The organism is Pseudonocardia xishanensis (assembly GCF_039541715.1).
GTDB lineage: Bacteria > Actinomycetota > Actinomycetes > Mycobacteriales > Pseudonocardiaceae > Pseudonocardia > Pseudonocardia xishanensis.
The window spans coordinates 109,802-134,663 of record NZ_BAABGT010000024.1 but is presented as its reverse complement, the minus strand read 5'-3'; the positions used below and the strand labels follow the sequence as shown (position 1 = coordinate 134,663).

Genomic DNA, 24,862 nt, shown 5'->3' with positions numbered 1-24,862 from the left:
TCGCGTTCACGATCGTGAACGGTCTCGGTGGATCGGGCCCGCACGTCGGCGTCCGCCGCGATGCTGCCCCGGTGACCGCTCTCGTCGACCCGGCCGCGCGGTACGCGGAGGCCTTGTCCGCCAGGCGATCCGAGCTCGGCTCCGAGCTCCGCGCGCTCGACGGCTGGCGGGCCGCCCTGCGCGCCGAGCTCGCGCTGGTCGCGGTGGGCTCCCGGGGCGAGGTCGCCGCGGCGCTGCGGCGGCAGCGGGACCGGTGCGGGCCGTGGATCGGTAGGGCCGCGCTGCCCGCCGCGCTGGCGCCCGCCCTCGAGCGGATGCGGGTGCGGCTCATCGGGTCCGCCCTCGCCGAGGCCGCCGCAGCGGTGTGTCGGGTGGCGGGTGGGGTGTGTGGGCCCGAACCACTGCCCGCGGAGCTGGTCTCCGATGCGGCACACCGTGATCACCGTGTCGTCGGCGCGCTGCCCCGCCCGCCGCGGCCGGTGGGGTGGGTGGAGGCCGTCGTACGGTCCGGCGGAGGTGGGGCGGTGCGGGTGGCGCTGGTGCTCGCCGCGGGGGCGCCCGCCCTGGGGCTCACCGTCGCCGGCGGTCGGATGCTGCTGCCGTTGGCCGTCGGGATGGCCCTGGTCGCCGTGGCGGTGCTGGCCCGGCACCGACGGGCGGCGGTGGAGCGGGAGCGGTGGGCGCGTTGGGTGGACGCCGTGCTCGACGCCACGGCCGCGGCGGTGCGGGCGGAGCTGGACACCGCGCTGATCACCCTGGAACAGCGGTCGGCGCGGCTCCTCGCGGACGCCGCCGCGGCGCGGCGGGCGGCGATCACCACGGAACTGCGTGCCCTGGGAGGCCTCGATGCGCCCTGACCACCCGTCACCCCTCCGGGCCACGGGCCCCGGACCGGCTGTGTCCGCGCCGGTGACGTCCGCGCTGGTGACGTCCGCGCCGGGAGGGTCCGAGCCGGTGTGGGTCGAGCCCGTGGCGCCCGGACCGGTGGGCCCGGTGGACTCGGAGCCGGTGGTGCGGCGCGGGATCGGGCCGGAGGACCTGGACACGGACGCCGACGGGGTGCCGGACACCGTCGCCGTCGTCGAGGGGCCGGACCTGGTGCTGCACACCGACCTGGACGGGGACGGCCTCGCCGACCGCACCCTGCGCCTGGGGCCCGCGACCCTCGCCCCGCGCGAGGTGCACTGGTGGGCTCCCTGGACGTGGTTCGGCGACGACTGACCTGTGGACGACCCGGCGGTCTCCGGCCCTTCGGGGGCCGGCGGGTCGGTCGGCGTCGCTACGGTGTCGTCCGTGTCCGCTCCCCAGGTCGATCCCGAGTTCCGGGCCCTGCCGCTCGCCGCGCTGGCCGAGGCGGCGCTCACCCGCGCCCGCGCGCTGGGCGCCGAGCACGCCGACCTGCGGGTCGAGCGGCTGGTGTCCCAGCGCATCTCGCTGCGGGACGGTGAGGTCACCGGCGTGTCGGACGGGGTGAGCACCGGCCTCGCGGTCCGCGTGCTGGTGGACGGGGTGTGGGGCTTCGCCTCGCACGTCGAGCCCACCCCGCGGCAGGCCGAGGCCACCGCGGCCCGGGCCGTGGAGGTTGCGCGCACGCTCGCGCCCGTCGCGCGGGAGCGGGTGGAGCGCGCCGCCGAGCCCGTGCACGCGGGTGCGGAGTGGGTCTCGGCCTACGAGCTCGACCCGTTCACCGTGCCCACCCGGGACAAGGTGGAGCTGCTCACCGAGCGGTCCCGGCGGCTGCTGGCGAGCGACAGGATCGACCACGTGCAGGCGGGCGTCACGCAGGTGCGGGAGTGCAAGTTCTACGCGGACACCGCGGGCACGACCACGCTGCAGCAGCGGGTCCGGATCGAGCCGGGGCTCACCGTCACCACCGTCGATCCCGGCGCGGGCACCTTCGAGACCATGAGCACGCTGGCCCCGCCCGCGGGCCGCGGCTGGGAGTACCTCACCGGGACCGCCTGGGACTGGGAGGCCGAGCTCGCCGAGCTCCCGGAGCTGTTGGCGGAGAAGACGAAGGCGCCCTCGGTGGAGGCCGGCGTCTACGACCTGGTGATCGATCCCACGAACCTGTGGCTCACCATCCACGAGTCCGTCGGGCACGCCACGGAGTACGACCGCGCGATCGGCTACGAGGCGGCCTACGCCGGCGGCTCGTTCGCCACGCCGGACCTGCTCGGCACACTGCGGTACGGCTCGGAGCTCATGCACGTCACCGGGGACCGGACCGTCCCGCACGGGTTGGCCACCATCGGCTTCGACGACGACGGTGTGGCCACCCGGGAGTGGGACCTCGTCCGCGGCGGCACCCTCGTCGGCTACCAGCTGGACCGCACGTTCGCGCCCCGACTGGGCCTGGACCGGTCGAACGGCTGCGCCTTCGCCGACTCCCCGCACCACGTGCCGATCCAGCGCATGGCGAACGTCTCGCTGGCGCCGGACCCGGTGCGGGACACCACGACCGCGGAGCTGATCTCCCAGGTCGACCGGGGGATCTACGTCGTCGGCGACCGGTCCTGGTCCATCGACATGCAGCGCTACAACTTCCAGTTCACGGGGCAGCGGTTCTTCCGGATCGAGGGCGGGCGGCTGGCGGGCCAGCTGCGAGACGTCGCGTACCAGGCCACGACCACGGACTTCTGGGGGTCGCTCGCCGGCATCGGCGGTCCGTCCACCTGGCGCCTGGGCGGCGCGATGAACTGCGGCAAGGCCCAACCCGGCCAGATCGCCCCGGTCAGCCACGGCTGCCCCAGCGCCCTCTTCCACGGGATCTCGGTGCTCAACACGCAGGAGGAAGGCGAATGACGCCCCAGGAGATCGTGGAGCGCACGCTCGCCGCGGCGGGCCACCTCGCCGGGTGCGTGGTGATCGTCACCGAGACCAGCGAGGCGGTGGTGCGCTGGGCCAACTCCACGATGACCACCAACGGGCTCAGCCTGTCCTCGGCCGTCACCGTGGTGGCGTTCGTCGACCTGCCGGAGGGTCTCGCGGCGGGCACGGTGCGGCTCGGCGAGCTCGTCGCGGATCCCGCCCGGCTCGCCGACCTCGTCGCGGCGGCCGAGCGCAGTGCCCGCGAGGCCGGGCCCGCCAAGGACTCCGCCCCGCTGCCCGAGCCCGTCGACACCGACCCGGCGTGGGCGGAGCCCGGCGCGCGCACCTCGATCGCGGTCTACGCGGACCTCGCCGAGGGCTTGGCGGAGGTGCTCGCGGGCCCGGTGCGGCACTTCGGGTTCGCCGACCACTCGCTGACCACCAGCTGGCTGGGCACGTCCACGGGCGTGCGGCGGCGCTGGGTGCAGCCGACCGGCTCGGTGGAGCTGAACGCGAAGTCCGCCGACTCCTCGGCGTGGACGGGCAAGGCCACCGTGGACTACGCGGACGTCGACATCCGCGCGCTGGCGGCGGAGGCCGAGCAGCGGCTGGCCTGGGGTGGTCGGAAGGTCACGCTCGAGCCCGGCCGGTACGAGACCCTCCTGCCGCCGTCGGCGGTGTCGGACATGCTCGTCTACCTGGGCTGGTCCATGGAGGGGCGGGCCGCGCAGGAGGGGCACAGCGCCTTCACCGGGAAGGCGGCGGTGGGCGAGCGGCTCACCGACCTGCCGCTCACGCTCTACTCGGACCCGGCGGAACCGGGGCTGGAGTACGAGCCGGTGGTGATCGCGGGCGGCGGCACCTCGGTGTTCGACAACGGCGCCCCCACCCGTCGGGTGGACTGGATCCGCGAGGGCGTGGTGCACGAGCTGCAGTACACCCGCGCGGAGGCCGCGGAGTTCGGCACGACGTTCACCCCCGGTGGGGACAACATGCTGCTCACCGGCGGGTCCGCGGCGTCGGTCGAGGAGATGGTGGCGGGCACCGAGCGCGGTCTGCTGTTGACCTGCCTCTGGTACATCCGCGAGGTGGACCCGGCCACGCTGCTGCTCACCGGGCTGACCCGAGACGGCGTGTACCTCGTGGAGAACGGCGAGGTCACCGCGGAGGTCGACCACAACTTCCGGTTCAACTACTCCCCGCTGGACATGCTGCGCCGGGCCACCGAGGTCGGTGCCACGGCGCCCGCACTGCCGCGGGAGTGGAAGGACTGGTTCACCCGGTGTCGCTTCCCGCCGATGCGGGTGCCGGACTTCCGCATGAGCTCGGTGTCGCTGGGCCGCTAACGGCGGCGGCCGAGGTGCTCGTCGAGGAAGTCCTCGACGAGCGGGCCGACCAGGTCGGGCCGGGTGTACGGGGCCAGGTGCCCGGCGCCCGGGAGCTCGACGCGGCGCCAGTCGGGGCGGGCCGCGCTCAGCAGGTCCGCGACCTCGCGCACCGGTGGCAGGGTGTCCGGGTCGACCGCCAGCAGGGTGGGGGCGGGCGCGGTGGCCACCTCCGCCAGGGTCAGGCCCGGATCGGTCATGGCCTCCCACTCCGCGATCCTGCTCTCCAGGCCGAACCGGACGCGCGCGCGGTCCTCGGGTCCCATCCCGGCCCAGGTCCCCGGGCCCAACCAGAAGTCCGCCGCGCCCCGCGCCGCCTCCTCGTCGTCCCCCGCGGCGAGGCTGGCGCGCAGCCGCTCCCGCTCGGCCACGACGACCTCCCAGGCCGCGGTGCGCCCGGCCTGCTCGAGCAGGGCGAACGGGGTCGGCTCCAGGACCACGAGGGCGGCCACGCGCTCGTCGAGCTCCACGGCCGCGCGCAGCGCTATGGCCCCGCCGAGCGAGTGCCCCACGACCCCGATCCGCTCCTCGTGGCCCGCGGTCAGGGCGTGCACCAGCCGGACCTGGTGGCTGAGCGTCTGCCGCAGCCCGGCGGGCCACGCCGGGGTGTCCCCCTGGCCGTGCACGTCCAGGGTCAGCACCCGGTAGCGGTCGGCCAACCGGGCGGTCAGCCCGGACCACAACCATCCCCGTGCGGCCCCGCCGAGCAGCAGGACCGGCGGGCCTGCGCCCTCGCGGTCCATGTCGACCTCGACGACACCCCGTCTCACCAGCACCATTCCTCGTGAACCCCCCGGGCTGGGGGTTCGTGAGGCGTTCGGGTGCCGTTAACCCAGCAGGTCGTTGAGCCGGTCGAGCAGGTCGTCCACCCGGGCGTCGCCGGTCAGCGGGGCGCCGGTGAGGGTGCGCAGGTAGAGCCCGTCGCCGACCAGCTGCACGAGCCAGGCCAGCACCGGGTCGTCGATCTGCGTGCGCAGGGCGGCGAGGCCGTCGGCGTCCACCCCGGCGAGGGCGCGGCGGGCCGCCTCGCCGGTGGTGCTGCCGTCGGCGATCCGCAGGGTGGCGAGGTACGTGCGGGTCAGGCCCGCGGGCGACTCGGCGCCGGGCACGGACGTCTTGAGGTAGTAGGCCACCGCGCCGCCGGGGTCCTCGCGCATGAGTGCGACGTCCGTGGCGCTGCGCTCGCGCAACCTGCCCAGCAGGCCCTCGGCCAGCGCGTCCTTGCTGCCGAAGTGGTAGAGCAGTCCGCCCTTCGAGACCTCTGCGGCGGCGGCGACCGCCTCGAGCGTGGCGCTCGCCGGACCCTCGTCGATCAGCAGCGTCTCGTAGGCGTCCAGGACGCGATCGCGGGCGGTCGACACGGCCGCACCCTATCCGCCGTGCGCGGGCTCACCCCGGGAAAAGCCGGCGTCGTCGGCACGCCTGGATTACTGTACCGTCTGGACGGTTTACTTGACCGTCCGGACGGTTGACCCATTCACGCTCGATCGCGCCGATGCGGCGCGCGCAAGGACGAATTCCCATGACCGCCACCCTCCCCACGACCCGCACCGTCGCTCCGGCCCCGGAGCGCGCGGGCGTCCGCGCCTGGCTCGCGCTCGCCGTGCTGTTCCTCCCGACGCTGCTGGTCGCCATGGACAACACCGTGCTCGGCTTCGCGCTCCCCGCGATCAGCCGCACCCTGCGACCCGAGGCGACCACCCTGCTGTGGATCGTCGACGCCTACGCCCTCGTGCTGGCAGGCCTGCTGGTCACCATGGGCACCCTCGGCGACCGGATCGGGCGCCGCAGGCTGCTGGCCGTCGGGCTGGTCGGGTTCGGCGCGGTGTCCGCGGCGGCGGCCTTCGCGACCGACGGCGTCCAGCTCGTCGCCGCCCGCGCCGCCCTGGGCCTCTTCGGGGCCATGCTGATGCCGTCGGTGCTGGCGATCCTGCGCACGGTCTTCGTCGACCGCACCCAGCGCAGGCTCGCCCTGGCGGTGTGGGCCACCGCGTTCGCCGCGGGGGCCGCGCTCGGCCCGATCGTCGGCGGCCTGCTGCTGCAGCATTTCCGGTGGGGCTCGGTGTTCCTGGTGAACGTGCCGGTCGTCGCCATCGTGCTGGTGGCCGTCCCGCTGGTGCTGCCGGAGTCGCGGATGCCGGCGCCCGGCAGGCTCGACCTCCTCGGCGTGCTGCTGTCGCTGCTCGCCGCCGTGCCCGGCGTACTGGCGATCAAGCTGGTGGGCGAGCACGGGTTCGCCGTCTGCTCGATCGTCTCGGCGACGGTCGCGGCGGCGGCGGGCGCGCTGTTCGTGCGCCGGTGTCGGACCCTGGCCGCGGCGGGCAGGCAGCCGCTGATCGACCTCTCGCTGTTCGCGACGCCGGTCGTGCGGGTGTCGGTGCTCGCCAACGCCACCACGATGTTCGCCTTCACCGGTCTGCTGTTCTTCTCCGCGCAGTACCTGCAGCTCGTGCTCGGGCGCTCGCCGCTGCAGGCCGGGCTCGTGCTGGTGCCGGGGATGGTCGCGACGATCGTGTCCGGCCTGGGCGCCGCCGCCCTGGCGCGCCGCTTCCCGCTGCGGGCGCTGGTACCCGCCGGACTCGGCATCACCGCTGCCGGGTACCTGCTGTGCACGCAGCTCGGCGTCGGGTCGGCCGAGGCGGTGTTGCTCGTCGCCGCGGTGCTGATCGGCGCGGGCATCGGCCTGTCGGAGACGATCACCAACGACGCGATCCTCGCCGCGGCGCCCGCCGACCGGGCCGGGGCGGCGTCCGCGGTCTCCGAGACGGCGTACGAGCTCGGCGCGGTGCTGGGCACGGCCGTGCTGGGCAGCGTGCTGAGCGCGGTCTACCGGGCTGCCGTGGTGGTACCCGCCGACGCCGCGCCGGGTGTGGCACTCGGAGCCGACGCGCGGGAGACCGCGACGCAGACCCTCGGCGGCGCGGCCGACGTCGCCGCCGGGCTGCCCGGCCCGGTGGGTGAGGCGCTGCTCGGCTCCGCCCGCGAAGCCTTCGCGCTGGGCGTGGACGTCACCGCGGGCGTCGGCACCGCGGCCCTGCTCCTGGTGGCGCTGACCGTGGTCCGAGGCCTCCGCACCCGCAGGTGACCTGCGTCAGGGAGTCGTGATCACCCTGCTCGCCCGTGGGCTCGGTCACCAAGTCCTCATGAGGGTGCCCGGCGGTGCTCGCGCGAAGGGGCAGCACGGAACCGATCCGACTACCCCGCTCGTCGGGTGTCGAAACCTCCGTTCGGCGCATCCGGCCGTCGTGTGAGGGGGTCCGCCCGGCGCGTCGCGCCGGGCCGGGCGCACCGGGGCCAGCACCATGTCCGTTGAACCTCGGTCGGACGAAGTTCAACGAGCAGGCCGCGCCACCGGCGTCGCGGGCGAAGAGTGCGAGGAGGTCGGACCGTGTCCCTGGACGCCGTGAGCGCGTACACACTGGTGATCGGTGACGAGGACGGCCCTGCCGACGTGCAGGTCCACAGCTCCGCCGATGCCGCCTGGCAGGCCCTCGACGCCGAGATCCGGCTCCGTTGCGGGATGCGCCCGCGGCCGCGCCGGATCACCGACCCGGACGCCGCGGCCCGGCTCGCCGACGCCTGGCGTGCGGTCGAGCCGGAGACCCGTTTCTGGCAGGTGCAGGCGCACCGGCTGCCGATCCTGCTGCCCGCGATCGCGCACGCTCCCGCGCGTTCGAACGTCCGATCGGGAGTGTTACGGTCGGCCTGAAGAGGGCGGCAATTGCTGTTCCGGCGGGCATGGTTGCGTATTTCGAATTCATAAGTGCGATGTCCGATTTCACACCGCCGTCATGGTCACGTCGCACCGAGGACCCACCCGCACCTCCGCGACCGACTGCCCCGTCGCCGGGCCGGACCGATACTGAGCTGCGAAGACGGTGGTGAGTGGGTTTGTCCGCACAATCTGTATCGATTCCATGATCGGTGTTGTGAGCCGATCGACAGTTCGCGCCCATGTCAGTGTTCGGATTCGACCGGTAACCTCCGTAGTCATCTTTCCCCGTTACAGCCTCGTCCCGACCAGGCGAGGTTGAGCCAGCATTTCCGCGGGCCGGTTGACGGGGGCCGGCCGGGCAGGAGACACGGATGACCGCAGCGACCGTTCCAGGGATCGACGATGCGCCCACGACCAACGCGCGCCTGCTGTCATGGGTGCGTGAGATCGCCGAGCTGACCCAGCCGGACGCGGTCGTGTGGGCGGACGGCTCGGACGCCGAGTGGGACCGACTGACCAGCAAGCTGGTCGAGGCGGGCACCTTCACGAAGCTGAACGAGGAGAAGAAGCCGAACAGCTTCTACGCCGCCTCGGACCCGGACGACGTCGCGCGGGTCGAGGAGCGCACCTTCATCTGCTCCGCCACCGAGGACGGTGCCGGACCGACGAACAACTGGGCCGACCCGGCCGAGATGCGCGAGACGCTGAAGCCCCTGTTCGCAGGCTCGATGCGCGGCCGCACGATGTACGTGGTGCCCTTCTGCATGGGCCCGCTGGACGCCGACGAGCCGATGCTCGGCGTCGAGATCACCGACTCCGAGTACGTCGTGGTCTCGATGAAGATCATGACCCGCATGGGTGCCTCGGTCCTGCCGCTGCTGGACGGCCCGGCCGGTGACAAGTTCGTCCCCGCGGTGCACTCGGTCGGTGCGCCCCTGGCGGAGGGCCAGGCGGACGTCCCCTGGCCCTGCAACGAGACGAAGTACATCGTCCACTACCCGGAGACCCGGGAGATCTGGAGCTTCGGCTCCGGATACGGCGGCAACGCGCTGCTGGGCAAGAAGTGCTACGCGCTGCGGATCGCCTCCGCCATCGCGCACGACGAGGGCTGGCTCGCCGAGCACATGCTGATCCTCAAGCTGATCAGCCCGGAGGACAAGGCGTACTACGTCGCCGCAGCCTTCCCGAGCGCCTGTGGCAAGACCAACCTCGCGATGCTCCAGCCCACGATCCCGGGCTGGCGCGCCGAGACCGTCGGGGACGACATCGCCTGGATGCGCTTCGGGGCGGACGGGCGGCTCTACGCCGTCAACCCGGAGTTCGGGTTCTTCGGCGTCGCGCCGGGCACCAACTGGAAGACCAACCCCAACGCCATGCGCACGATGGAGGCGGGCAACGCCCTGTTCACCAACGTCGCGCTGACGGACGACGGGGACGTCTGGTGGGAGGACCTGGAGGGAGACCCCCAGCACCTCACCGACTGGAAGGGCAACGACTGGACGCCCGAGTCGGGCACCCCGGCCGCGCACCCGAACTCGCGCTACACCGTGCCGATCTCGCAGTGCCCGGTCGTCGCGCCCGAGTGGCAGGACCCGCAGGGCGTGCCGATCTCGGCGATCCTGTTCGGCGGGCGGCGCAAGACCACCGTCCCGCTGGTCTCCGAGGCCCGCGACTGGCAGCACGGCACCTTCCTCGGCGCGACCATGTCGAGCGAGAAGACCGCCGCCGCGGCCGGTGGCCTCGGCCAGGTCCGCCGCGACCCGATGGCGATGCTGCCCTTCCTGGGCTACAACGTCGGCGACTACTTCCAGCACTGGGTGAACGTCGGCAAGGGCGCCAACGCCCACCAGCTGCCCGCGATCTACTACGTCAACTGGTTCCGCCGTGGCGCGGACGGCCGCTTCCTGTGGCCCGGGTTCGGTGAGAACAGCCGCGTGCTGAAGTGGATCATCGAGCGGATCGAGGGCAAGGCCGCCGCGGTCGAGACCCCGATCGGCTACGTCCCCACCCCGGACCAGATGGACCTCGAGGGCGTGGACGCCACGGCCGAGGACGTCGCCGCGGCCCTGGCCGTGGACGTCGAGGAGTGGAAGCAGGAGATCCCGCTGATCGAGGAGTGGTTCGCCAAGGTCGGCGACAAGCTCCCCACGTCGATGCGGGACGAGCTCGAGGCCCTGAAGCAGCGCCTGGGTCTCTGAGAACCGCCACGACGACCCGTCCCGGTCTTTCCGGGGCGGGTCGTCGTGCGTTTCGGCTGTGAACGCCTACCCTTCCCGCAGCCACCTACTCGGGGGAGGGGTCATGGCCGACCGATCGGGCTTACGTTGGAGCCCGTGGAACCTGCTCTTGCTGGTTCCGCTGCTCATGCTCGTCACGCCCTGGTTCAACTCCAAGGAACCGGTGGTGTGGGGAATGCCGTTCTTCTACTGGTCCCAGTTCCTGTGGGTGCCGGTCGGCGTGGTCTGCGTGCTCGTCGTCTACCTCAAGACGAGGGACGACGGCGTGCCCGCGCCGGACGCCGACCCGCAGGTCGACGACCTGGACGAGGGGGCCCGGCGATGATCCAGTGGACCGAGCTCATCGTCTTCGGCGTGCTGTTCCTGGTGGTCACCGTCCTGGGGTTCGTCGCGTCCCGCTGGCAGAGCAGCGGCGCGGGCCTGGACCACCTCGACGAGTGGGGCCTGGGCGGGCGCAAGTTCGGCGCCTGGATCACCTGGTTCCTCGTCGGTGGTGACCTCTACACCGCCTACACCTTCGTCGCGGTCCCGGCGCTGATGTTCGGCGCGGGCGCGCTCGGCTTCTACGCCCTGCCCTACACGGTGGTGCTGTACCCGATCGTCTTCCTGCCGGTGCTGCGGTTGTGGTCGGTCTCCCGGGTGCACGGGTACGTCACGCCTGCGGACTTCGTGCGCGGTCGCTACGGCAGCTCGCTGCTGGCCTTCATCGTGGCCATCACCGGGATCGTCGCGACGATGCCGTACATCGCGCTGCAGCTCGTCGGGCTCGAGGCCGTGCTGCGCACCATGGGGCTCAACGGGACCGGCATCGCCGGGCACCTGCCCCTGCTCGTCGCGTTCGTGATCCTGGCGGTCTACACCTACCAGTCCGGGCTGCGCGCGCCGGCGTTGATCGCCTTCGTCAAGGACATCCTGATCTACCTGGTCATCCTGGTCGCGGTGATCTACCTGCCGACGAGGCTCGGCGGCTGGTCCGCGATCTTCGGGGCCGCGGAGCAGAAGCTGGCCCAGCCCAACCCGACCACCGGCAACCCGCAGGGCTCGATCCTGCTGACCGGCAACAACCAGCTGCAGTACATCACCCTGGCCCTCGGGTCGGCGCTCGCGCTGTTCCTCTACCCGCACTCGCTCACCGGGGTGCTCGCCTCCCGCGGCCGGGACGTGCTGAAGAAGAACATGGTGGCGCTTCCCGCGTACTCGCTGCTGCTGGGCCTGCTGGCGTTGCTGGGCTTCGTCGCGATCGCGGCGGGCAGCAAGCCCATCACCAACAACGCCACCGGCAGGCCGGACACCAACACGATCGTCCCGGTGCTGTTCGACGGCCAGTTCCCGGACTGGTTCGCAGGCATCGCCTACGCCGCCATCGGCATCGGGGCCCTGGTGCCCGCGGCGATCATGTCCATCGCCGCCGCGAACCTGTGGACGCGCAACATCTACAAGGAGTACCTGCACAAGTCGGCGACGCCCGGTCAGGAGGCGCGGCAGGCCAAGCTCGCCTCGCTCGTGGTGAAGTTCGGCGCGGTCGCGTTCGTGCTGTTCGTGGACCCGCAGTTCTCCATCGACCTGCAGCTCATCGGCGGCGTGATCATCCTGCAGACGCTGCCCGCCGTGGCGATCGCGCTCTACACCCGCTGGCTGCACCGCTGGGCGCTGGTGGCGGGCTGGGTCGTCGGCATGGGGTACGGGATGTACCTGCTCTACCTGATCCCGAACCCCGCCGCGGGCAAGGCCCACTTCGGCGGGTCCGCGCTGACCCTGGACAAGCTGACGGTCTTCGGCTGGCACCCGTTCGCGGGCTCCACCGTGCAGATCTACGTCGGGTTCGTGGCGCTGGTGCTCAACCTGATCGTGGCCGTGCTCGTGTCCGTCGCGCTGCACGCGGCCGAGGTCGCGCCCGGCACGGACGCCACCGACGGCGCCGACTACCACGCCGACGAGGACTCGACGCGGATCAAGCCCATGGCCGAGACGCCCGTGAGCTGAGGGCGACTGCTCAGCGTGACCACCCCGGTCCCGACCTGCGGGAAGGTCGGGACCGAGGGCGGTCCGCCCGACACCCACACAGACGCCCGTTCACGCGTTCGTGCCGCCGTTCGAGCGCAGAGTGTGGTGATTCGCGCGCCATCGGTTGCAGTGCCACTCGTTCGGGGTGGAACATCGGGCCCGCGCGACCGATACATCCGGTGACCGTCGATCGGGAGCGGTGGCCGGATGGAGGTGAGTGCGGTGCAGGTGGACGTCGGGGCCGCGGCCCACGAACGCTCCGAGCCGGAGGACGATGCCGGCGGCGAGGTCACCGACCTCGGCGAGTTCGTCGAGCGGCTGGCCGAGCGCGCGCCCGATCCCGAGCCGGCCCCGCATACCGACCCGGCCACCGCCGCCGCGGCCGAGCAGGTCCGCACGTGGATCGACGCCGGCGCCGCACCCGTCGGGCTGCGGGCGCTCGCGGAGGCCGTGGCCGAGCAGCCCGAGACCCCGGCGCCCCGCGGGGAGGAGGACGCTGCGCCCGCGGACGTCGTGGCCGCCGCCCGCAGCGAGTCCTTCCTGATCCTGGACGGGTACGGCCCGGAGGAGGTCGCGGCCGCCGCGTCCGCGCTGGCCGGGGCCGGTCTCCGGGTCGCGGTCACGGCGGCGGACGCCGCGCGGCTGGACGCCGTGCCCGCGACCGTCGGGGGGCTCCCGGGGCTCAGCGGCGCCGAACAGCGCGAGCTGCGGCTGCTGCTGGCCACCGCCACCCCCGAACGCACCGCCCGGTCGGGCCAGACCCTGCCGCCGGCGCCCCTGTTGCCCTCCCCCGCCGACGTGGCGGCCCTCTGCGCCCACGCGGGCAGCGGCGGCCACCGCGTCTCGCGCGGTCCGGACGTGCTGCGGGACGTGCTGAACACCCTGGACGAGGAGCGGTTCGCCGCCGTCGCCGCGGTGGCCAGGGAGACCCGCACCGCGCTGGACCACCTCGGCCCCCGCGCCGACTCGTGGGCCTGGCCGCTGGTCGCGGACCTGGTGCACGGCCTGCGCAGGCAGGATTTCGACGCGCTGCGGGTCGCCGCAGGCCACAGCCTCTCCCTCGCCGACGCCTCCCGGGACCTGCCCCGGGTCACCCTCGGCGGCGAGCTGCCGCCGGGGGCCGTCGCCCTGCTCACCGAGTACCGCGCGCACCTCGACGGCGGCGGCCGGGTCCCGCGCCGGTTCCGTCGGGACGTGGCGCCCGTCCTGGACCTCGTCCGGGTGGGCGGCGCGGTGCCGGGCGACCCGCAGGCCGTCCGCGCGGTCGTGCTGCACCTGGAGCTGGCCGCGGCGCTCACCGCTGTGGACGAGGGCTGCCGCGCCCTGCTCGTCCCGACCCCGCACGCGGTCGGGGACCTGCGCGCACTGGTCGACGGGCTGGAGCGGGTCGACCACGCCGTCCGCACGGTCGGCAGGCTCCGCCACGACGTGCTGTTCCTGCACCCCAGCTCGCCCGTGCAGGTGCCGGACCTGGAGGCCGCCGAGCAGATCGCCGAGGGGATCGGGGACGTCGCCGAACACGGCTCCGCCCCGGAGGCCGCCGCCCGGCTGGACTCCTACGCCACCGCCCTCGAGGGCTCCGGTCCGGCGGAGGCGCTGCCCGCCGAGCTGCGCGCCGCGGTCGACGCGCTGCGGGACCGGGACCCGGCGGCCTACGCGGAGGCGCTGGCCGCGCTGGTGCCCGCCCGTCGTCAGGCCGTGGACCAGGCGCGCTGCGATGCGCTGCTGGCCGCCCTGCGGTCCGCGGACGCGGGTCTCGCCCGGTCGTGGGACGAGGGCGCCCGCGGGTTCGTCTGGACGGTCCCGCTGGAGGCCCTGCTCACCCGCCTGCCCGGCCCCGACCAGCTGGACGCGGTGATCGTCCTCGACGCCGCGGAGCTCGCCGCCGAACGTCTCCTCGTCGCCGCCGCGGCCCCGCGGCTGCTGGCGGTCGCGGAGTGGGAGTCCCACCCGGGCGACGGGACCCTGCTCGGCGCCCTGCAGCGTGCCGCGGCCCCGCGGCTCCGGTCGGCGCGAGGCCCGGCGGGTCGGCTCGTCACGCTTCCCACGGCCCGGCGCCCGTCGGAGAACAGCGCCTGATCATCCCGCGCCGCGGACCGCGGGCTCGATCCTCGCGAGCAGCTCGAGGGGGTCCGCCGCGGCGGGTTCCCGGCGCTCCCAGCGCTCGCCGCCGACCGAGGGCACGAACAGCACCCACCGGTCCTGCTCGGCGCGCAGCCGTGCGAGCGGCACCGAGGACCACACCGCGCCCAGCTCCGGGAAGGCGGGCGGGCGCCGGTCGAGGATGGTCAGGGTGTCGCCCACCGCGGTGAACGCGATCCGGCGCCGCTCCCGCTCCTCGGCGGGCAGACACTGCGCGCACCAGTCGGTCACCCGGGTACGAATCTCCGCAGGCACGGCCATACCCGGGGATGATGGCGCGCCCGTTCGCCGGGTGGAAGGGCTGCGGCCGAGCTGTAACGTCCCGGGCATGGCACAGGACAGGATCAGCCGCTTCGGGCACGTCGAGGTCGCGGACATGCCCGCGGACCTGCAGCAGCGCATCGGCGCGATCGCCGAGCGGTCCGGTTTCGTCCCGAACGTGTTCCTCGCGCTGGCCCGCCGCCCGCGCGAGCTGCGGGCGTTCCTCGACTACCACGACGCGCTGATGGACTCCGACGACGGCCTGAGCAAGGCCGAGCGCGAGCTCGTCGTGGTCGCGACGTCCGGGGCGAACCACTGCACGTACTGCGTCGTGGCGCACGGGGCGATCCTGCGGGTCCGCACGAAGGACGCGGAGATCGCCGACCGGGTCGCCACCAACCCCTACGGCGTGGAGCTGAGCCCCCGCGAGCGCGCGATCGTCGACCTCGCCCTGCTGATCGCCACGGAGTCCTCCGCGCTGACCGACAACGAGCTGGACGACGCCCGCGCCGCGGGCCTCACCGAGGACGAGATCTGGGACGTCGGCGCCATCACCGCCCTCTTCGCCCTCTCCAACCGCATGGCGCATCTGACCGCGCTGAAGCCCAACGCGGAGTTCTTCCTCATGGGCCGGCTGCCCCGCGGCTGACCGGGCTACTCGCAGCCGATGCCGTCGTCGTCGCTGCCGTCGAGCAGCAGGCGGGCGGCGCCGACCGCGCCCGTCACGGGGACGATCTCGGGCGCGCGAGCTCCGGCGGGGCGAGCTCCGGCGACGGCGGGATCCGCGGCCACCGCGGGCGGGTCGGGCTACACCACACCGAGCGGCGGGGGCGCGGCGCCCGCGCACCCGGCGAGCACCGCCCCGGCCAGGACCAGGGGGATCACGCCGCGGACTCGCACGGACCCGATCGTGTCATGTCCGTTTCGGCCGGTTCACAGCACCTTCGACAGGAACGCCTTCGTCCGCTCGTGCCGCGGCGCCGCGAGCACCTCGCGCGGGTCGCCCTGCTCCACGATCACGCCCTCGTCCATGAACACCAGGTCGTCCCCGACCTCGCGGGCGAAGCCCATCTCGTGGGTGACCACGACCATGGTCATGCCCTCCCGCGCGAGCCCGCGCATCACGTCGAGCACCTCGCCGACGAGCTCGGGGTCCAGCGCCGAGGTGGGCTCGTCGAACAGCATCAGGCGCGGGTCCATGGCCAGCGCCCGGGCGATGGCCACCCGCTGCTGCTGCCCGCCGGAGAGCTGGGCGGGATAGTTGTCCCGCCGGTCCGCCAGCCCCACCCGGTCCAGCAGCTCGACCGCCCGGTCCCGCGCCTTGCCGCGGGCGTGCCGCCGGACGACCAGCGGCGCCTCCATGACGTTCTCCAGCGCCGTCTTGTGCGGGAACAGGTTGAACCGCTGGAACACCATGCCGATGTCCCGACGCTGCTGCGCGACCTCGCTCTCGCGCATCTCGTAGAGCTTCCCGCCGCGCTCCCGGTAGCCGACCAGGTGCCCATCGACCCGCAGGCTGCCGGAGTCGATCCGCTCGAGGTGGTTGATGCAGCGCAGCAGCGTGGACTTGCCCGAGCCGGACGGCCCGATCACGCAGCTCACCGCCCCGGGCCCCACGACCAGGTCCACTCCGCGCAACACCTCGGTGCTGCCGAAGCGCTTGTGGATGGCCAGGGCCTCGACCATCGGCGTCATGTCGTCGCCTTCTCCCGTCGCAGGAAGCCCAGCAGGGACGGACCCGGCGGCCCGGTCGCCAGGCCGCGCCCGTACCGCCGCTCGATGAAGCCCTGCCCCACCGACAGCACCGAGGTCAGCGCCAGGTACCAGAGCGCGGCCACGATGAGCAGCGGGATCGTCTGGAAGTTCGTCGAGTAGATCCGCTGCACGGAGGTGAGCAGCTCGAAGTAGCCGATCACCACGACCAGCGAGGACGTCTTGAGCATGGAGATCGTCTCGTTGCCGGTGGGCGGGATGATCACCCGCATGGCCTGCGGCAGCACGATCCGGCGCAGCGTCTGCGCCCGGGACATGCCCAGCGCGCCCGCCGCCTCGGTCTGCCCGTGGTCCACGGACGCGATGCCGCCGCGGACGATCTCCGCCATGTACGCGGCCTCGTTGAGCCCCAGCCCGAGCAGGCAGGCCGCGAACTGGTTGATCAGCACGTTGGTGTCGAACGAGACGAGCTCCGGGCCGAACGGGACCCCCAGCGAGAGCCGGGGGTACAGCGCGGAGAGGAAGTTCCAGAACAGCAGCTGCGCGATCAGCGGGGTGCCGCGGAACACCCAGATGTAGAGCGCCGCCACCCAGCTCAGGATGGGGTTGGGCGACAGCCGCATGATCGCGAGCAGGATCCCGCCGACGATGCCGATCACCATGGACAGGACCGTGAGCAGCAGCGTGTTCTTGAGCCCGTTGAGCACCGGGCCGGAGAACAGGTACTGCCCGACGACGGGCCAGCGGAACCCGTCGTTGGTCAGCACGCTGTGCACCAGCATGGCGGCGAGCACCGCCAGCACGGCGACGGCGACCCACCGGCCCGGGTGCCGGACCGGGACGGCGTTCAGCGGTGGGGGACGTTCCGGCATCTACGCGTTGATCTGCGAGGTGGGGATGGCGCCGTTGGCCACGTTCCACTTGTCGAGGATGGACTTGTAGGTGCCGTCCGCGATCAGCGACTGGATCGCGCCCTGCACGGCCTGCGCGAACTGCCCCGAGTTCTTCTTGATCACCACGCCGTACGGGGCGGTGTCGTAGGGGTCGCCCACGACTTCGACGGCATTCGAGGTCGTGGTCACCGCGTACGCCGCGACCGGAGAGTCCGCCAGCATCCCGACGATGCGGTTCGAGGTCAGCGCGAGCGTGACGTCCGTCTGCTGCTGGAGCTCGGTCACCTGGATCGGCGGCTGGCCCTGCGCCGCGCAGTCCGCCTGGCGCTGGGTGATCTCGTCCGCCTGCGTGGTGCCGGCCTGCACGCCGATCGCGCGGCCGCAGAGCCGCTCGGGATCGAGCCCGTCCGGGTTGCCCGCCTTGACCGCGAGGCTGGTCCCGGCGGTGAAGTAGCTGACCATGTCGACGGTCGCGGTGCGCTCCGGGGTGATGGAGAACGAGGAGATGCCCGCCTCGTAGCGGGCGCCGTCGATGCCCGGGATGATCCCGGAGAACTGGCTGTTCTCGAACTGCGCGGTGAGCCCGAGCTTCTGCGCGACCGCGGTGCCCAGGTCCACGTCCATGCCGATGACGGTGGTGCCGTCGGTGTCGGTGAACTCGTTCGGCGGGTACGAGGCGTCCGTGCCGAAGACGAGCTTGCCGTCCGCGGAGACGGCCGCCGGGACCATGGCGGCGAGCGCGTCGTCCTTGGTGGGGGCGGGCACGGCCGAGGCGCTGGGCCCGGCGGCACCACCGGAGCCGTCGCCACCCGCGCCGCAGCCTGCCAGCACGACGGCGAGGGTGGCGGCCGCCAGTGCCGCGGGGATCGATCGGGTTCGGACGGACACGTGCGGTACCTCCTGGACTACTCGAGCGCCGCGCGGTGGCGCGGATTCCGGGATGCTGCCATCCCCGTGCGACCTCGACATCCTGGAACGGATGCCCGTTACGCGACAGTCACATGGTTGGCTCACCAACCGCCGGGGAACCAGGACACATCCCCCGTGCGTTGACGGGACGACAGCCTGACGAAGGGAACGCGAGATGGCGGGCATGTTCAAGAAGCTGGCCGTGCTGGCGGGTGCGGCCGAGGCCGCGCGCCGCTACGCGCAGAAGAACCCGGACCAGGCGGCGAAGTATCTGGACCAGGCGGCCGGGTTCGTCGACAAGCAGACGAAGGGCAAGTACTCGGGCCAGATCAAGGGCGCCACGGACAAGGCGAAGAACGCCGCGGGCATCCGGCGGGGCTACGGCGAGCCGCCGACCGCCCCGAACCGCGGCTACTGACGAACCCGGCCCGGGCCCGGTCCCCCACGCGGGGGCCGGGCCCGTCGTCCGTCGCGAGGTCGGTGGTCCGCAGGTCGGCGCTCCGAGCATCGGACGCCGAATGATCGTGTTGCCGCCCGCAGAACCGACGCGTCGATCGTGTGGTCCCGCACGGTCCCCGCCCGGACGTGTCCCGTGCCACTATCGGCGGGAGCGAAGACGCCCGGTGCAGGGCGGGCCACCCACCCGAGTGGGCCGTCGCGGGCGTCGATCGGCACGCCACCCCTGTGCCGAGCGAGCACGAGGAGGTCTGGGTGTCCAGTCCACAGAGTTGGGTCCCCACCGATCCCCGGTCGGTTCCGACCCGCGAGCACGTCCTGTCCGGCCTGAAGGGCCTGGACGAGGGCGGCGCCGAGCTGGTCCAGCTGCTCACCCCCGAGGGCGTGCGGGTGCCGGACGAGCGGTTCGGCGGCTGGGCGGCGGACGTCGGCGTCGAGGAGCTCAAGGGCTACTACCGGGACATGGTCCTGGTCCGCCGGTTCGACCGGGAGGGCAACGCGCTGCAGCGCCAGGGCCAGCTCGGCATCTGGGTCCCGCTGCTCGGCCAGGAGGCCGCCCAGATCGGGGCCGGGCGGGCGTTGGCCGCGCGGGACATGGCGTTCCCGAGCTACCGCGAGCACGGAGTGGCGTGGGCCCGCGGCATCGACCCCACGGACCTGCTGGGCATCTTCCGGGGCACCGACCACGGCTCCTGGGACCCCATCGAGGCCCGGTTCCACCTCTACACGATCGTCATCGGCAATCAGTGCCTCAACGCCGCAGGCTACGCGATGGGCCAGAAGTTCGAGGGCAAGGTCGGTGACGGGGAGGACGCCGAGGCCACGATGTGCTTCTTCGGGGACGGCGCCACCTCGCAGGGGGACGTCCACGAGGGCTTCGTCTGGGCCGCTGCGTACGACGCGCCCGTCGTCTTCTACTGCCAGAACAACCAGTGGGCGATCTCGGTGCCCCTGGAGCGCCAGACCCGCGTGCCGCTCTACCAGCGGGCCCGCGGCTACGGCTTCCCCGGCGTCCGGGTGGACGGCAACGACGTGCTCGCCTGCCTGGCCGTGTCCCGCTGGGCCCTCGAGGAGTGCCGCACGGGCAACGGGCCGGTGCTGATCGAGGCGTACACGTACCGGATGGACGCCCACACGACGTCGGACGATCCGTCGCGGTACCGACTCGCGGACGAGCTGGAGCTGTGGAAGCTGAAGGACCCGATCGAACGGGTGCGGGTGCACCTGGTCCGAGAGCTCGGCGTCGAGCCGGGGTTCTTCGAGTCGGTGCAGCAGGAGTCGGACGAGCTGGCCGCCCGCTTCCGGTCCTTCTGCCTGGCGATGCCCACGCCGGGTCCGGAGCGGATGTTCTCCGAGGTCTACGCGGAGCTCTCGCCCCAGCTGGAGGCGCAGCAGGCGGCGTACCTCGAGTACCACGCGTCCTTCGGATCGGAGGCGTGAGATGACGACGATGACGCTCGCCAAGGCGCTGAACTCCGGGCTGCGCGCTGCGATGGAGGAGGACCCGAAGGTCCTGGTGATGGGGGAGGACGTCGGCAAGCTGGGCGGGGTCTTCCGGGTCACCGACGGGTTGGCCAAGGACTTCGGCGACCAGCGCGTGCTGGACACCCCGCTGTCCGAGAGCGGGATCATCGGCACCGCGGTGGGGCTGGCGATCCGCGGCTTCCGGCCGGTGTGCGAGATCCAGTTCGACGGGTTCGTCTTCCCCGGCTACGACCAGATCGTCTCCCAGCTGGCCAAGGTGCGGTTCCGGTCGCAGGGCAAGGTGCCCATGCCGGTGGTCGTGCGGATCCCGTTCGGCGGCGGGATCGGGGCGGTCGAGCACCACAGCGAGTCCCCCGAGTCGCTGTTCGCGCACGTCGCGGGGCTTCGCGTGGTCGCCTGTTCGAATCCGGACGACGCCCACTGGATGATCCGTCAGGCCGTCGCCTCGGACGATCCGGTGATCTTCTTCGAGCCGAAGCGGCGGTACTGGGAGAAGGGCACCGTGGGCGACTCGGCTCCGGCGCCGCTGTACGCCTCGCGGGTCGTCCGGGCCGGGACCGACGTGACGGTCGCCTGCTACGGGCCGCTCGTGAAGACCTGTCTGGACGCCGCCTCGGCCGCCGAGTCGGAGGGGCGCTCGCTCGAGGTGATCGACCTGCGCTCGCTGTCCCCACTGGACCTCGGTCCGGTGTTCGACTCGGTGCGTCGGACCGGGCGGTTGGTCGTGGTGTCCGAGGCCCCGCCCGAGTCGTCGGTGACCTCCGAGGTCGCCGCGCGGGTGCAGGAGGCGTGCTTCCACTCCCTGGAGGCTCCGGTGCTGCGGGTGACCGGCTTCGACACCCCCTACCCGCCGTCGCGGCTGGAGGAGCACTTCCTGCCGGACCTCGACCGCGTGCTCGACGGCGTCGACCGCGTGCTGGAGTACTGATCATGAGCGAGTTGTTCGCCCTCCCGGATGTGGGTGAGGGGCTCACCGAGGCCGAGATCGTCGCCTGGCAGGTCGCGCCCGGGGACACGGTCACGGTGAACCAGATCCTGCTGGAGATCGAGACCGCCAAGGCGGTGGTGGAGCTGCCGTCGCCGTACGCGGGGACGGTGGGCTCGCTGCTGGTCGAGCCCGGCGAGACGGTCGCGGTGGGCACGCCGATCATCTCGATCGAGACCGGCACCTCCGCGCCCGCCGCCGAGCCCACCCCCGCTGCACCCGCTGCGCCCGCTGCGCCCACTGAGGACGGGGGCGCGAAGATCGGCGAGGCCGGCGCGGACGGGCGGATCGCCACCCTCGTCGGCTATCTCGCCGCCCCCGGCGCGGCCACCCGCCGGCCGCGGCACGGGCGTGGGGGCGGCGCGCCCGCTGCTCAGTCCGCCGCGCCGACCACCGCCGCTGCTCGGCCCGCCGCCGCGGCGCCCGCGGGCGCGCAGGCCGCCGTGCAGGCGAGCGCGGAGGTGGCCCCCGTCGAGGCGCCGCGTCCGGGGCCCGCAGCGGGCGGCTCGCTGGTGCCGCTCGCGAAGCCCCCGGTGCGCAAGCTGGCCAAGGACCTCGGGGTGGACCTGCGGGCGGTGACGGGCTCGGGGCCGGGTGGGGTGATCACGCGCGAGGACGTGCACACGGCCGCGGCCACCCCTGCCGCACCCCCCGCCGCACCCCCCGCCGCACTGCCCGAGGAGTCACTGCCGGAGGCGCCGCCGGTCGAGGTGCCCCGGACGGCCACGGGCGTCGGGGGTGAGCGGCGGGAACAGATCCGCGGGGTCCGCAAGGCCACCGCGGCGGCGATGGTGCAGTCCGCCTTCACCGCGCCGCACGTCACCGAGTTCCTCACCGTGGACGTCACGGAGACCATGGCGTTGCGGGACCGGTTGAAGGGGTCCCGTGCGTACGCGGACGTCAAGCTGACGCCGCTCGCCTTCGTCGCGAAGGCGGTCTGCCTGGCCGCCCGCCGCACCCCGGCCGTCAACGCGAGCTGGGACGAGCCCGCCGGTGAGATCGTCTACTACGACCGGGTGCAGCTCGGCATCGCCGCGGCCACCCCGCGCGGGCTGCTCGTGCCGAAGATCCGGGACGCGGACACCCTGGACCTGCGCGGACTCGCCGCGGCGCTGGCCACTCTCACCGAGACCGCGCGGGCGGGGAAGACCTCACCCGCGGACCTGGCGGGCGGCACGATCACGATCACCAACGTCGGTGTGTTCGGCGTGGACACGGGCACGCCGATCCTGAACCCGGGCGAGGCGGCGATCCTGGCCGTCGGCTCCATCAAGCAGGCGCCGTGGGTGGTGGACGGGGAGCTCGCGGTGCGGACGGTGTGCCGGCTGGCGCTGTCGTTCGACCACCGCCTGGTGGACGGGGAGCAGGGCTCCCGCTTCCTGGCGGACATCGGCGCGCTGCTGGAGGACCCCGCCACCGCGATGCTCTGGTGAGCCGGGAGCAAAACGGCGGTCCCGTCCGTTGGAGGGGTATGCCGTTCGTGCTCCTGTACCTGGTCGTCGAAGTCGTCGCCGTGGTCGCGCTGGGCTCGTGGATCGGGTTCGGGTGGACCGTCCTGATCCTGCTCGCGGGCTCCGTGCTGGGCCTGATGCTGGCCATGCACGAGGGCATCCGTGCCGCACGGGCGGTCGCCGAGGCCGCACGCAGCCGTCGGGTCGCCACGGCGGAGGTCACGGACGGGATGCTGGTCGCCGCGGGCGGCCTGTTGCTGTTCGTCCCGGGCCTGGTCACCGACCTGCTCGGGCTGCTGCTCCTGCTGCCGCCCACGCGGGCGCTCGTGCGCAGGCGCCTCGTGCGCTCGGCGGAGGAGCAGAACCCGTTGCTGCGGACCGCGCGGATCCGCAGCGAGGGCCCGATCGTGGACGCCGAGGTGGTCGAGCCCGACCCGCAGCCGGGCCGGACCGGTGCTCCCCTCGTCATCGAGGGGACCGTCGTCGAGGAGCGCTAGTCGGCTCAGTCCTCGCCGATGAAGGCCACCGTCACCGGTGAGCCGTCGGTGTTGTGCAGGATCGCGGCGCCGCCGCCGGTGAGCAGTAGGCCGGTGGCCACGGAGAGCAGGGCTCGGGCGGTCGCCCGGATCCCGCCGCGGCGCCGTCGGCTCGGGCGCAGACGCAGTTCCTGACGGCTGCGGCGCGTCAGGCGGTGCCTTCCGGTTCGAGAACTCACGGTGTCCCCCTTATCGCAGTCAGTGACTACTCCAAACGAGTGTCGGGGGACACCGCGAAACAATGCCAGTCGTAGACGACGATTCACTCTTCAGAACGACGAATGTGCGCCGAAAAGCCGAGATCAGTCCGAGATCAACGTCCACGTGGTGGTGCAACGGGCGGTCACGCGTACCGGTTCGGGGTCCAGGCCGAGGTCGCCGACGTCCGGTCCGCCCTCGGCCATCCCCCGCGCCCGCATGGCCATCATGGGCACCGCGCCCCCGCGCTCGTCCGCCTCACTCAGCCTGACCAGGGAGCCGAGCCTGCCGCCGAGCGCGGCGGCGTAGCCCTCCGCGCGGCGCCGGGCGTCCGCCACCGCCTTCTCCTGGGCCTGCGCGGCGATGGCCTCGGGCTCGGCCAACGACCAGTTCGGGCCCTGGAACGAGGCGGGCTCGGCCCCGAGGAGTAGCGACATCGCCTCCTCCAGGACGTCGAGATCATGCACCCGTACCTGGACGAACTCCGCGGCCCGGCAGCCCTGCGGCTTCCCGGAGCGGTACTCCGTGTGCACGGACACCCGTCGGGACAGGACCTCGACACCCGTCAGGCCCAGCCCCTTCTCACCCCGCGCGACCTGCGCGCCCAACGCCTCCACCGCCGCGGCCCGGCGCCTGCCGCGCGCTTCGAACACCACGGTCAGATCCGCTCGGTCGGCCGTCCGCTCGACCCATCCGCTGCCCTCGGTCACGATCTCGCTCACGTGACGAGAGTTCCAGATCGGGGCGTATCCGGGAGTATCGGATCCCTCCGAGACGGCGAGATACACCCCGATCGTTACGGTGCGTCCGTGCCCACTCCCCTGCGGCGCCTCCGCCGGTCCGTCCGCGAGGGCCGGTCGGACGCCCCCGGTGCCGCCGTCGACACCCTCGGCCGGATCGGGCTGCTGGCGTACGGCCTGGTCCACCTGGTCCTCGCGTGGCTCGCGGTGCGGATCGCGGTCGGCCTCCCGGAGGGCCCGGCGGACGCCCAGGGCGCCGTCGCGGAGATCGCCGCGACGGGGGCGGGGGCCGTCGGGCTGGTCGTCGTCGCGCTGGGGCTGGTGGCCTTCGCCGTCTGGCAGCTGACGGCGGCGTGGCTCGGCTTCCGCTGGGTGTCCGGCGGCGAGCGGGTGCGCAAGCGGGTGGGCGCGGTGTCGAAGGCGATCGCGATGCTCGGCCTGGCCGCGGTCACCGTGGTGTTCCTGCGCACCGGCGGCAGCTCGGGCGACCGCGGCGCCCGGGACCTCGTCGCCGACGTGCTGGCGCTGCCCGCGGGTCGGCTGCTGGTGCTGGCCGGCGGGCTGGGGATCGGCGTCGTCGCGGTGATGATGACCTACACCGGCGTGCGACGGACGTTCATGGGCGACCTGGACCTGCGCCGGGTGTCGGCGTCCACGCGGCGCGGCATCGAGATCGTCGGGGCGGTGGGGCACCTGGCGCGGGCGCTCGCGCTGGCCGTCGTCGGGGTGCTGGTGGTGACGGCGGCGGTCGCGGCGGACCCCGAACGGGCCGGTGGGCTCGACGCCGCCCTGCACGCCCTCGGCGACACCCCCCTCGGGATGTCGCTGCTGGTCGTGGTGGCCCTGGGCTTCGGCGCCTTCGGCCTCTACTGCGTGGCCGACGCCGCCCTGCGCCGAGCCTGACCCTGCAGGCGCAGGTTCGGCGGCGCGACACGCGCTAG

26 protein-coding genes are annotated in these 24,862 nt (G+C 73.2%); 17 read left to right on the top strand and 9 right to left on the bottom strand.

The genetic code is table 11. From position 1 onward, the window contains the following. The first annotated feature begins 71 nt into the window (after positions 1 to 71). The 4 genes from ABD993_RS08025 to ABD993_RS08010 all read left to right on the top strand — a co-directional run bounded on the left by ABD993_RS08025 (position 72) and on the right by ABD993_RS08010 (position 4,157). The gene (locus ABD993_RS08025; RefSeq protein WP_345414282.1) at positions 72 to 857 is read left to right on the top strand and encodes a hypothetical protein; all 786 of its coding nucleotides are present in this window, start codon (positions 72 to 74) and stop codon (positions 855 to 857) included. A gap of 40 nt (positions 858 to 897) precedes the next feature. Further along, positions 898 to 1,221 (top strand): hypothetical protein, encoded by a 324-nt coding sequence (locus ABD993_RS08020; protein ID WP_345414280.1) that lies wholly within the window; start codon positions 898 to 900, stop codon positions 1,219 to 1,221. 72 nt (positions 1,222 to 1,293) lie between these two features. After that, positions 1,294 to 2,805 (top strand): TldD/PmbA family protein, encoded by a 1,512-nt coding sequence (locus ABD993_RS08015; RefSeq protein ID WP_345414278.1) that lies wholly within the window; start codon positions 1,294 to 1,296, stop codon positions 2,803 to 2,805. After that, the gene (locus tag ABD993_RS08010) at positions 2,802 to 4,157 is read left to right on the top strand and encodes a metallopeptidase TldD-related protein (protein WP_345414276.1); all 1,356 of its coding nucleotides are present in this window, start codon (positions 2,802 to 2,804) and stop codon (positions 4,155 to 4,157) included. The genes ABD993_RS08015 and ABD993_RS08010 overlap by 4 nt, the downstream gene beginning before the upstream one ends. Here the strand turns inward: ABD993_RS08010 and ABD993_RS08005 are convergent. Together ABD993_RS08005 and ABD993_RS08000 are read right to left on the bottom strand one after the other, a co-directional pair. Further along, complete coding sequence (locus ABD993_RS08005) at positions 4,154 to 4,966, bottom strand: alpha/beta fold hydrolase (protein ID WP_345414274.1); 813 nt, start codon at positions 4,964 to 4,966, stop codon at positions 4,154 to 4,156. The two genes, ABD993_RS08010 and ABD993_RS08005, sit on opposite strands and share 4 nt — an antisense overlap. Positions 4,967 to 5,023: 57 nt before the next feature. Then, on the bottom strand, positions 5,024 to 5,557 hold the full coding sequence (locus tag ABD993_RS08000) for a TetR/AcrR family transcriptional regulator (RefSeq protein WP_345414272.1): 534 nt from the start codon (positions 5,555 to 5,557) through the stop codon (positions 5,024 to 5,026). 161 nt (positions 5,558 to 5,718) lie between these two features. Between ABD993_RS08000 and ABD993_RS07995 the strand changes: the two genes are divergently transcribed. From ABD993_RS07995 to ABD993_RS07970, 6 genes are all read left to right on the top strand, one after another. Continuing rightward, on the top strand, positions 5,719 to 7,281 hold the full coding sequence (locus tag ABD993_RS07995; protein WP_345414271.1) for an MFS transporter: 1,563 nt from the start codon (positions 5,719 to 5,721) through the stop codon (positions 7,279 to 7,281). A gap of 303 nt (positions 7,282 to 7,584) precedes the next feature. Further along, positions 7,585 to 7,905: a hypothetical protein gene (locus ABD993_RS07990; RefSeq protein ID WP_345414270.1), complete on the top strand. Its 321-nt coding sequence runs from the start codon at positions 7,585 to 7,587 to the stop codon at positions 7,903 to 7,905. A 377-nt stretch (positions 7,906 to 8,282) separates the two neighbouring features. Beyond that, complete coding sequence (locus tag ABD993_RS07985; protein WP_345414269.1) at positions 8,283 to 10,109, top strand: phosphoenolpyruvate carboxykinase (GTP); 1,827 nt, start codon at positions 8,283 to 8,285, stop codon at positions 10,107 to 10,109. A 103-nt stretch (positions 10,110 to 10,212) separates the two neighbouring features. Further along, positions 10,213 to 10,473, top strand: a complete 261-nt coding sequence (locus ABD993_RS07980; RefSeq protein ID WP_345414267.1) for a DUF3311 domain-containing protein — start codon at positions 10,213 to 10,215, stop codon at positions 10,471 to 10,473. Further along, the gene (gene mctP, locus ABD993_RS07975; RefSeq protein ID WP_345414265.1) at positions 10,470 to 12,131 is read left to right on the top strand and encodes a monocarboxylate uptake permease MctP; all 1,662 of its coding nucleotides are present in this window, start codon (positions 10,470 to 10,472) and stop codon (positions 12,129 to 12,131) included. Before ABD993_RS07980 ends, mctP begins: the two co-directional genes overlap by 4 nt. Before the next feature lie 228 nt (positions 12,132 to 12,359). Continuing rightward, positions 12,360 to 14,231: a hypothetical protein gene (locus ABD993_RS07970; protein ID WP_345414264.1), complete on the top strand. Its 1,872-nt coding sequence runs from the start codon at positions 12,360 to 12,362 to the stop codon at positions 14,229 to 14,231. Here ABD993_RS07970 and ABD993_RS07965 read toward each other — a convergent pair whose 3' ends face one another. Continuing rightward, a complete protein-coding gene (locus ABD993_RS07965; protein WP_345414262.1) occupies positions 14,232 to 14,555 on the bottom strand; it encodes a DUF3024 domain-containing protein in 324 nt (107 codons plus the stop codon). It abuts the gene before it with no gap. A 67-nt stretch (positions 14,556 to 14,622) separates the two neighbouring features. Between ABD993_RS07965 and ABD993_RS07960 the strand changes: the two genes are divergently transcribed. Then, the gene (locus ABD993_RS07960) at positions 14,623 to 15,204 is read left to right on the top strand and encodes a peroxidase-related enzyme (RefSeq protein WP_345414260.1); all 582 of its coding nucleotides are present in this window, start codon (positions 14,623 to 14,625) and stop codon (positions 15,202 to 15,204) included. A 5-nt stretch (positions 15,205 to 15,209) separates the two neighbouring features. Here the strand turns inward: ABD993_RS07960 and ABD993_RS07955 are convergent, their stop codons facing one another. The 4 genes from ABD993_RS07955 to ABD993_RS07940 form a co-directional block, all read right to left on the bottom strand. After that, positions 15,210 to 15,347: a hypothetical protein gene (locus ABD993_RS07955; RefSeq protein WP_345414258.1), complete on the bottom strand. Its 138-nt coding sequence runs from the start codon at positions 15,345 to 15,347 to the stop codon at positions 15,210 to 15,212. A gap of 141 nt (positions 15,348 to 15,488) precedes the next feature. After that, positions 15,489 to 16,250, bottom strand: a complete 762-nt coding sequence (locus ABD993_RS07950) for an amino acid ABC transporter ATP-binding protein (RefSeq protein WP_345414257.1) — start codon at positions 16,248 to 16,250, stop codon at positions 15,489 to 15,491. Beyond that, entirely contained in the window at positions 16,247 to 17,140 is an 894-nt protein-coding gene (locus tag ABD993_RS07945; protein ID WP_345414255.1) for an amino acid ABC transporter permease, read from the bottom strand. The genes ABD993_RS07950 and ABD993_RS07945 overlap by 4 nt, the downstream gene beginning before the upstream one ends. Beyond that, positions 17,141 to 18,049: an ABC transporter substrate-binding protein gene (locus tag ABD993_RS07940; protein ID WP_345414253.1), complete on the bottom strand. Its 909-nt coding sequence runs from the start codon at positions 18,047 to 18,049 to the stop codon at positions 17,141 to 17,143. It abuts the gene before it with no gap. Between the two features lie 196 nt (positions 18,050 to 18,245). Here ABD993_RS07940 and ABD993_RS07935 point away from each other — a divergent pair, with 196 nt between their 5' ends. From ABD993_RS07935 to ABD993_RS07915, 5 genes are all read left to right on the top strand, one after another. Continuing rightward, the gene (locus tag ABD993_RS07935; RefSeq protein ID WP_345414252.1) at positions 18,246 to 18,488 is read left to right on the top strand and encodes an antitoxin; all 243 of its coding nucleotides are present in this window, start codon (positions 18,246 to 18,248) and stop codon (positions 18,486 to 18,488) included. Positions 18,489 to 18,781: 293 nt separating this feature from the next. Beyond that, positions 18,782 to 19,966, top strand: coding sequence for a thiamine pyrophosphate-dependent dehydrogenase E1 component subunit alpha (locus ABD993_RS07930; protein WP_345414251.1), 1,185 nt, complete (start codon positions 18,782 to 18,784; stop codon positions 19,964 to 19,966). Position 19,967: 1 nt separating this feature from the next. Then, complete coding sequence (locus tag ABD993_RS07925; protein WP_345414249.1) at positions 19,968 to 20,939, top strand: alpha-ketoacid dehydrogenase subunit beta; 972 nt, start codon at positions 19,968 to 19,970, stop codon at positions 20,937 to 20,939. Positions 20,940 to 20,941: 2 nt separating this feature from the next. After that, positions 20,942 to 22,429 carry a dihydrolipoamide acetyltransferase family protein gene (locus tag ABD993_RS07920; protein ID WP_345414247.1) on the top strand — a complete coding sequence of 496 codons (1,488 nt, stop codon included), beginning with the start codon at positions 20,942 to 20,944 and terminating at the stop codon, positions 22,427 to 22,429. 38 nt (positions 22,430 to 22,467) lie between these two features. Then, a complete protein-coding gene (locus tag ABD993_RS07915; protein ID WP_345414245.1) occupies positions 22,468 to 22,944 on the top strand; it encodes an FxsA family protein in 477 nt (158 codons plus the stop codon). 5 nt (positions 22,945 to 22,949) lie between these two features. Here ABD993_RS07915 and ABD993_RS07910 read toward each other — a convergent pair whose 3' ends face one another. Continuing rightward, complete coding sequence (locus ABD993_RS07910; protein WP_345414243.1) at positions 22,950 to 23,162, bottom strand: hypothetical protein; 213 nt, start codon at positions 23,160 to 23,162, stop codon at positions 22,950 to 22,952. A 123-nt stretch (positions 23,163 to 23,285) separates the two neighbouring features. Next, complete coding sequence (locus tag ABD993_RS07905; protein WP_345414241.1) at positions 23,286 to 23,903, bottom strand: SIMPL domain-containing protein; 618 nt, start codon at positions 23,901 to 23,903, stop codon at positions 23,286 to 23,288. Between the two features lie 87 nt (positions 23,904 to 23,990). On the opposite strand from ABD993_RS07905, the gene ABD993_RS07900 reads away from it, so the two are divergent. Next, a complete protein-coding gene (locus ABD993_RS07900) occupies positions 23,991 to 24,824 on the top strand; it encodes a DUF1206 domain-containing protein (RefSeq protein WP_345414239.1) in 834 nt (277 codons plus the stop codon). Positions 24,825 to 24,862: the final 38 nt, after the last annotated feature.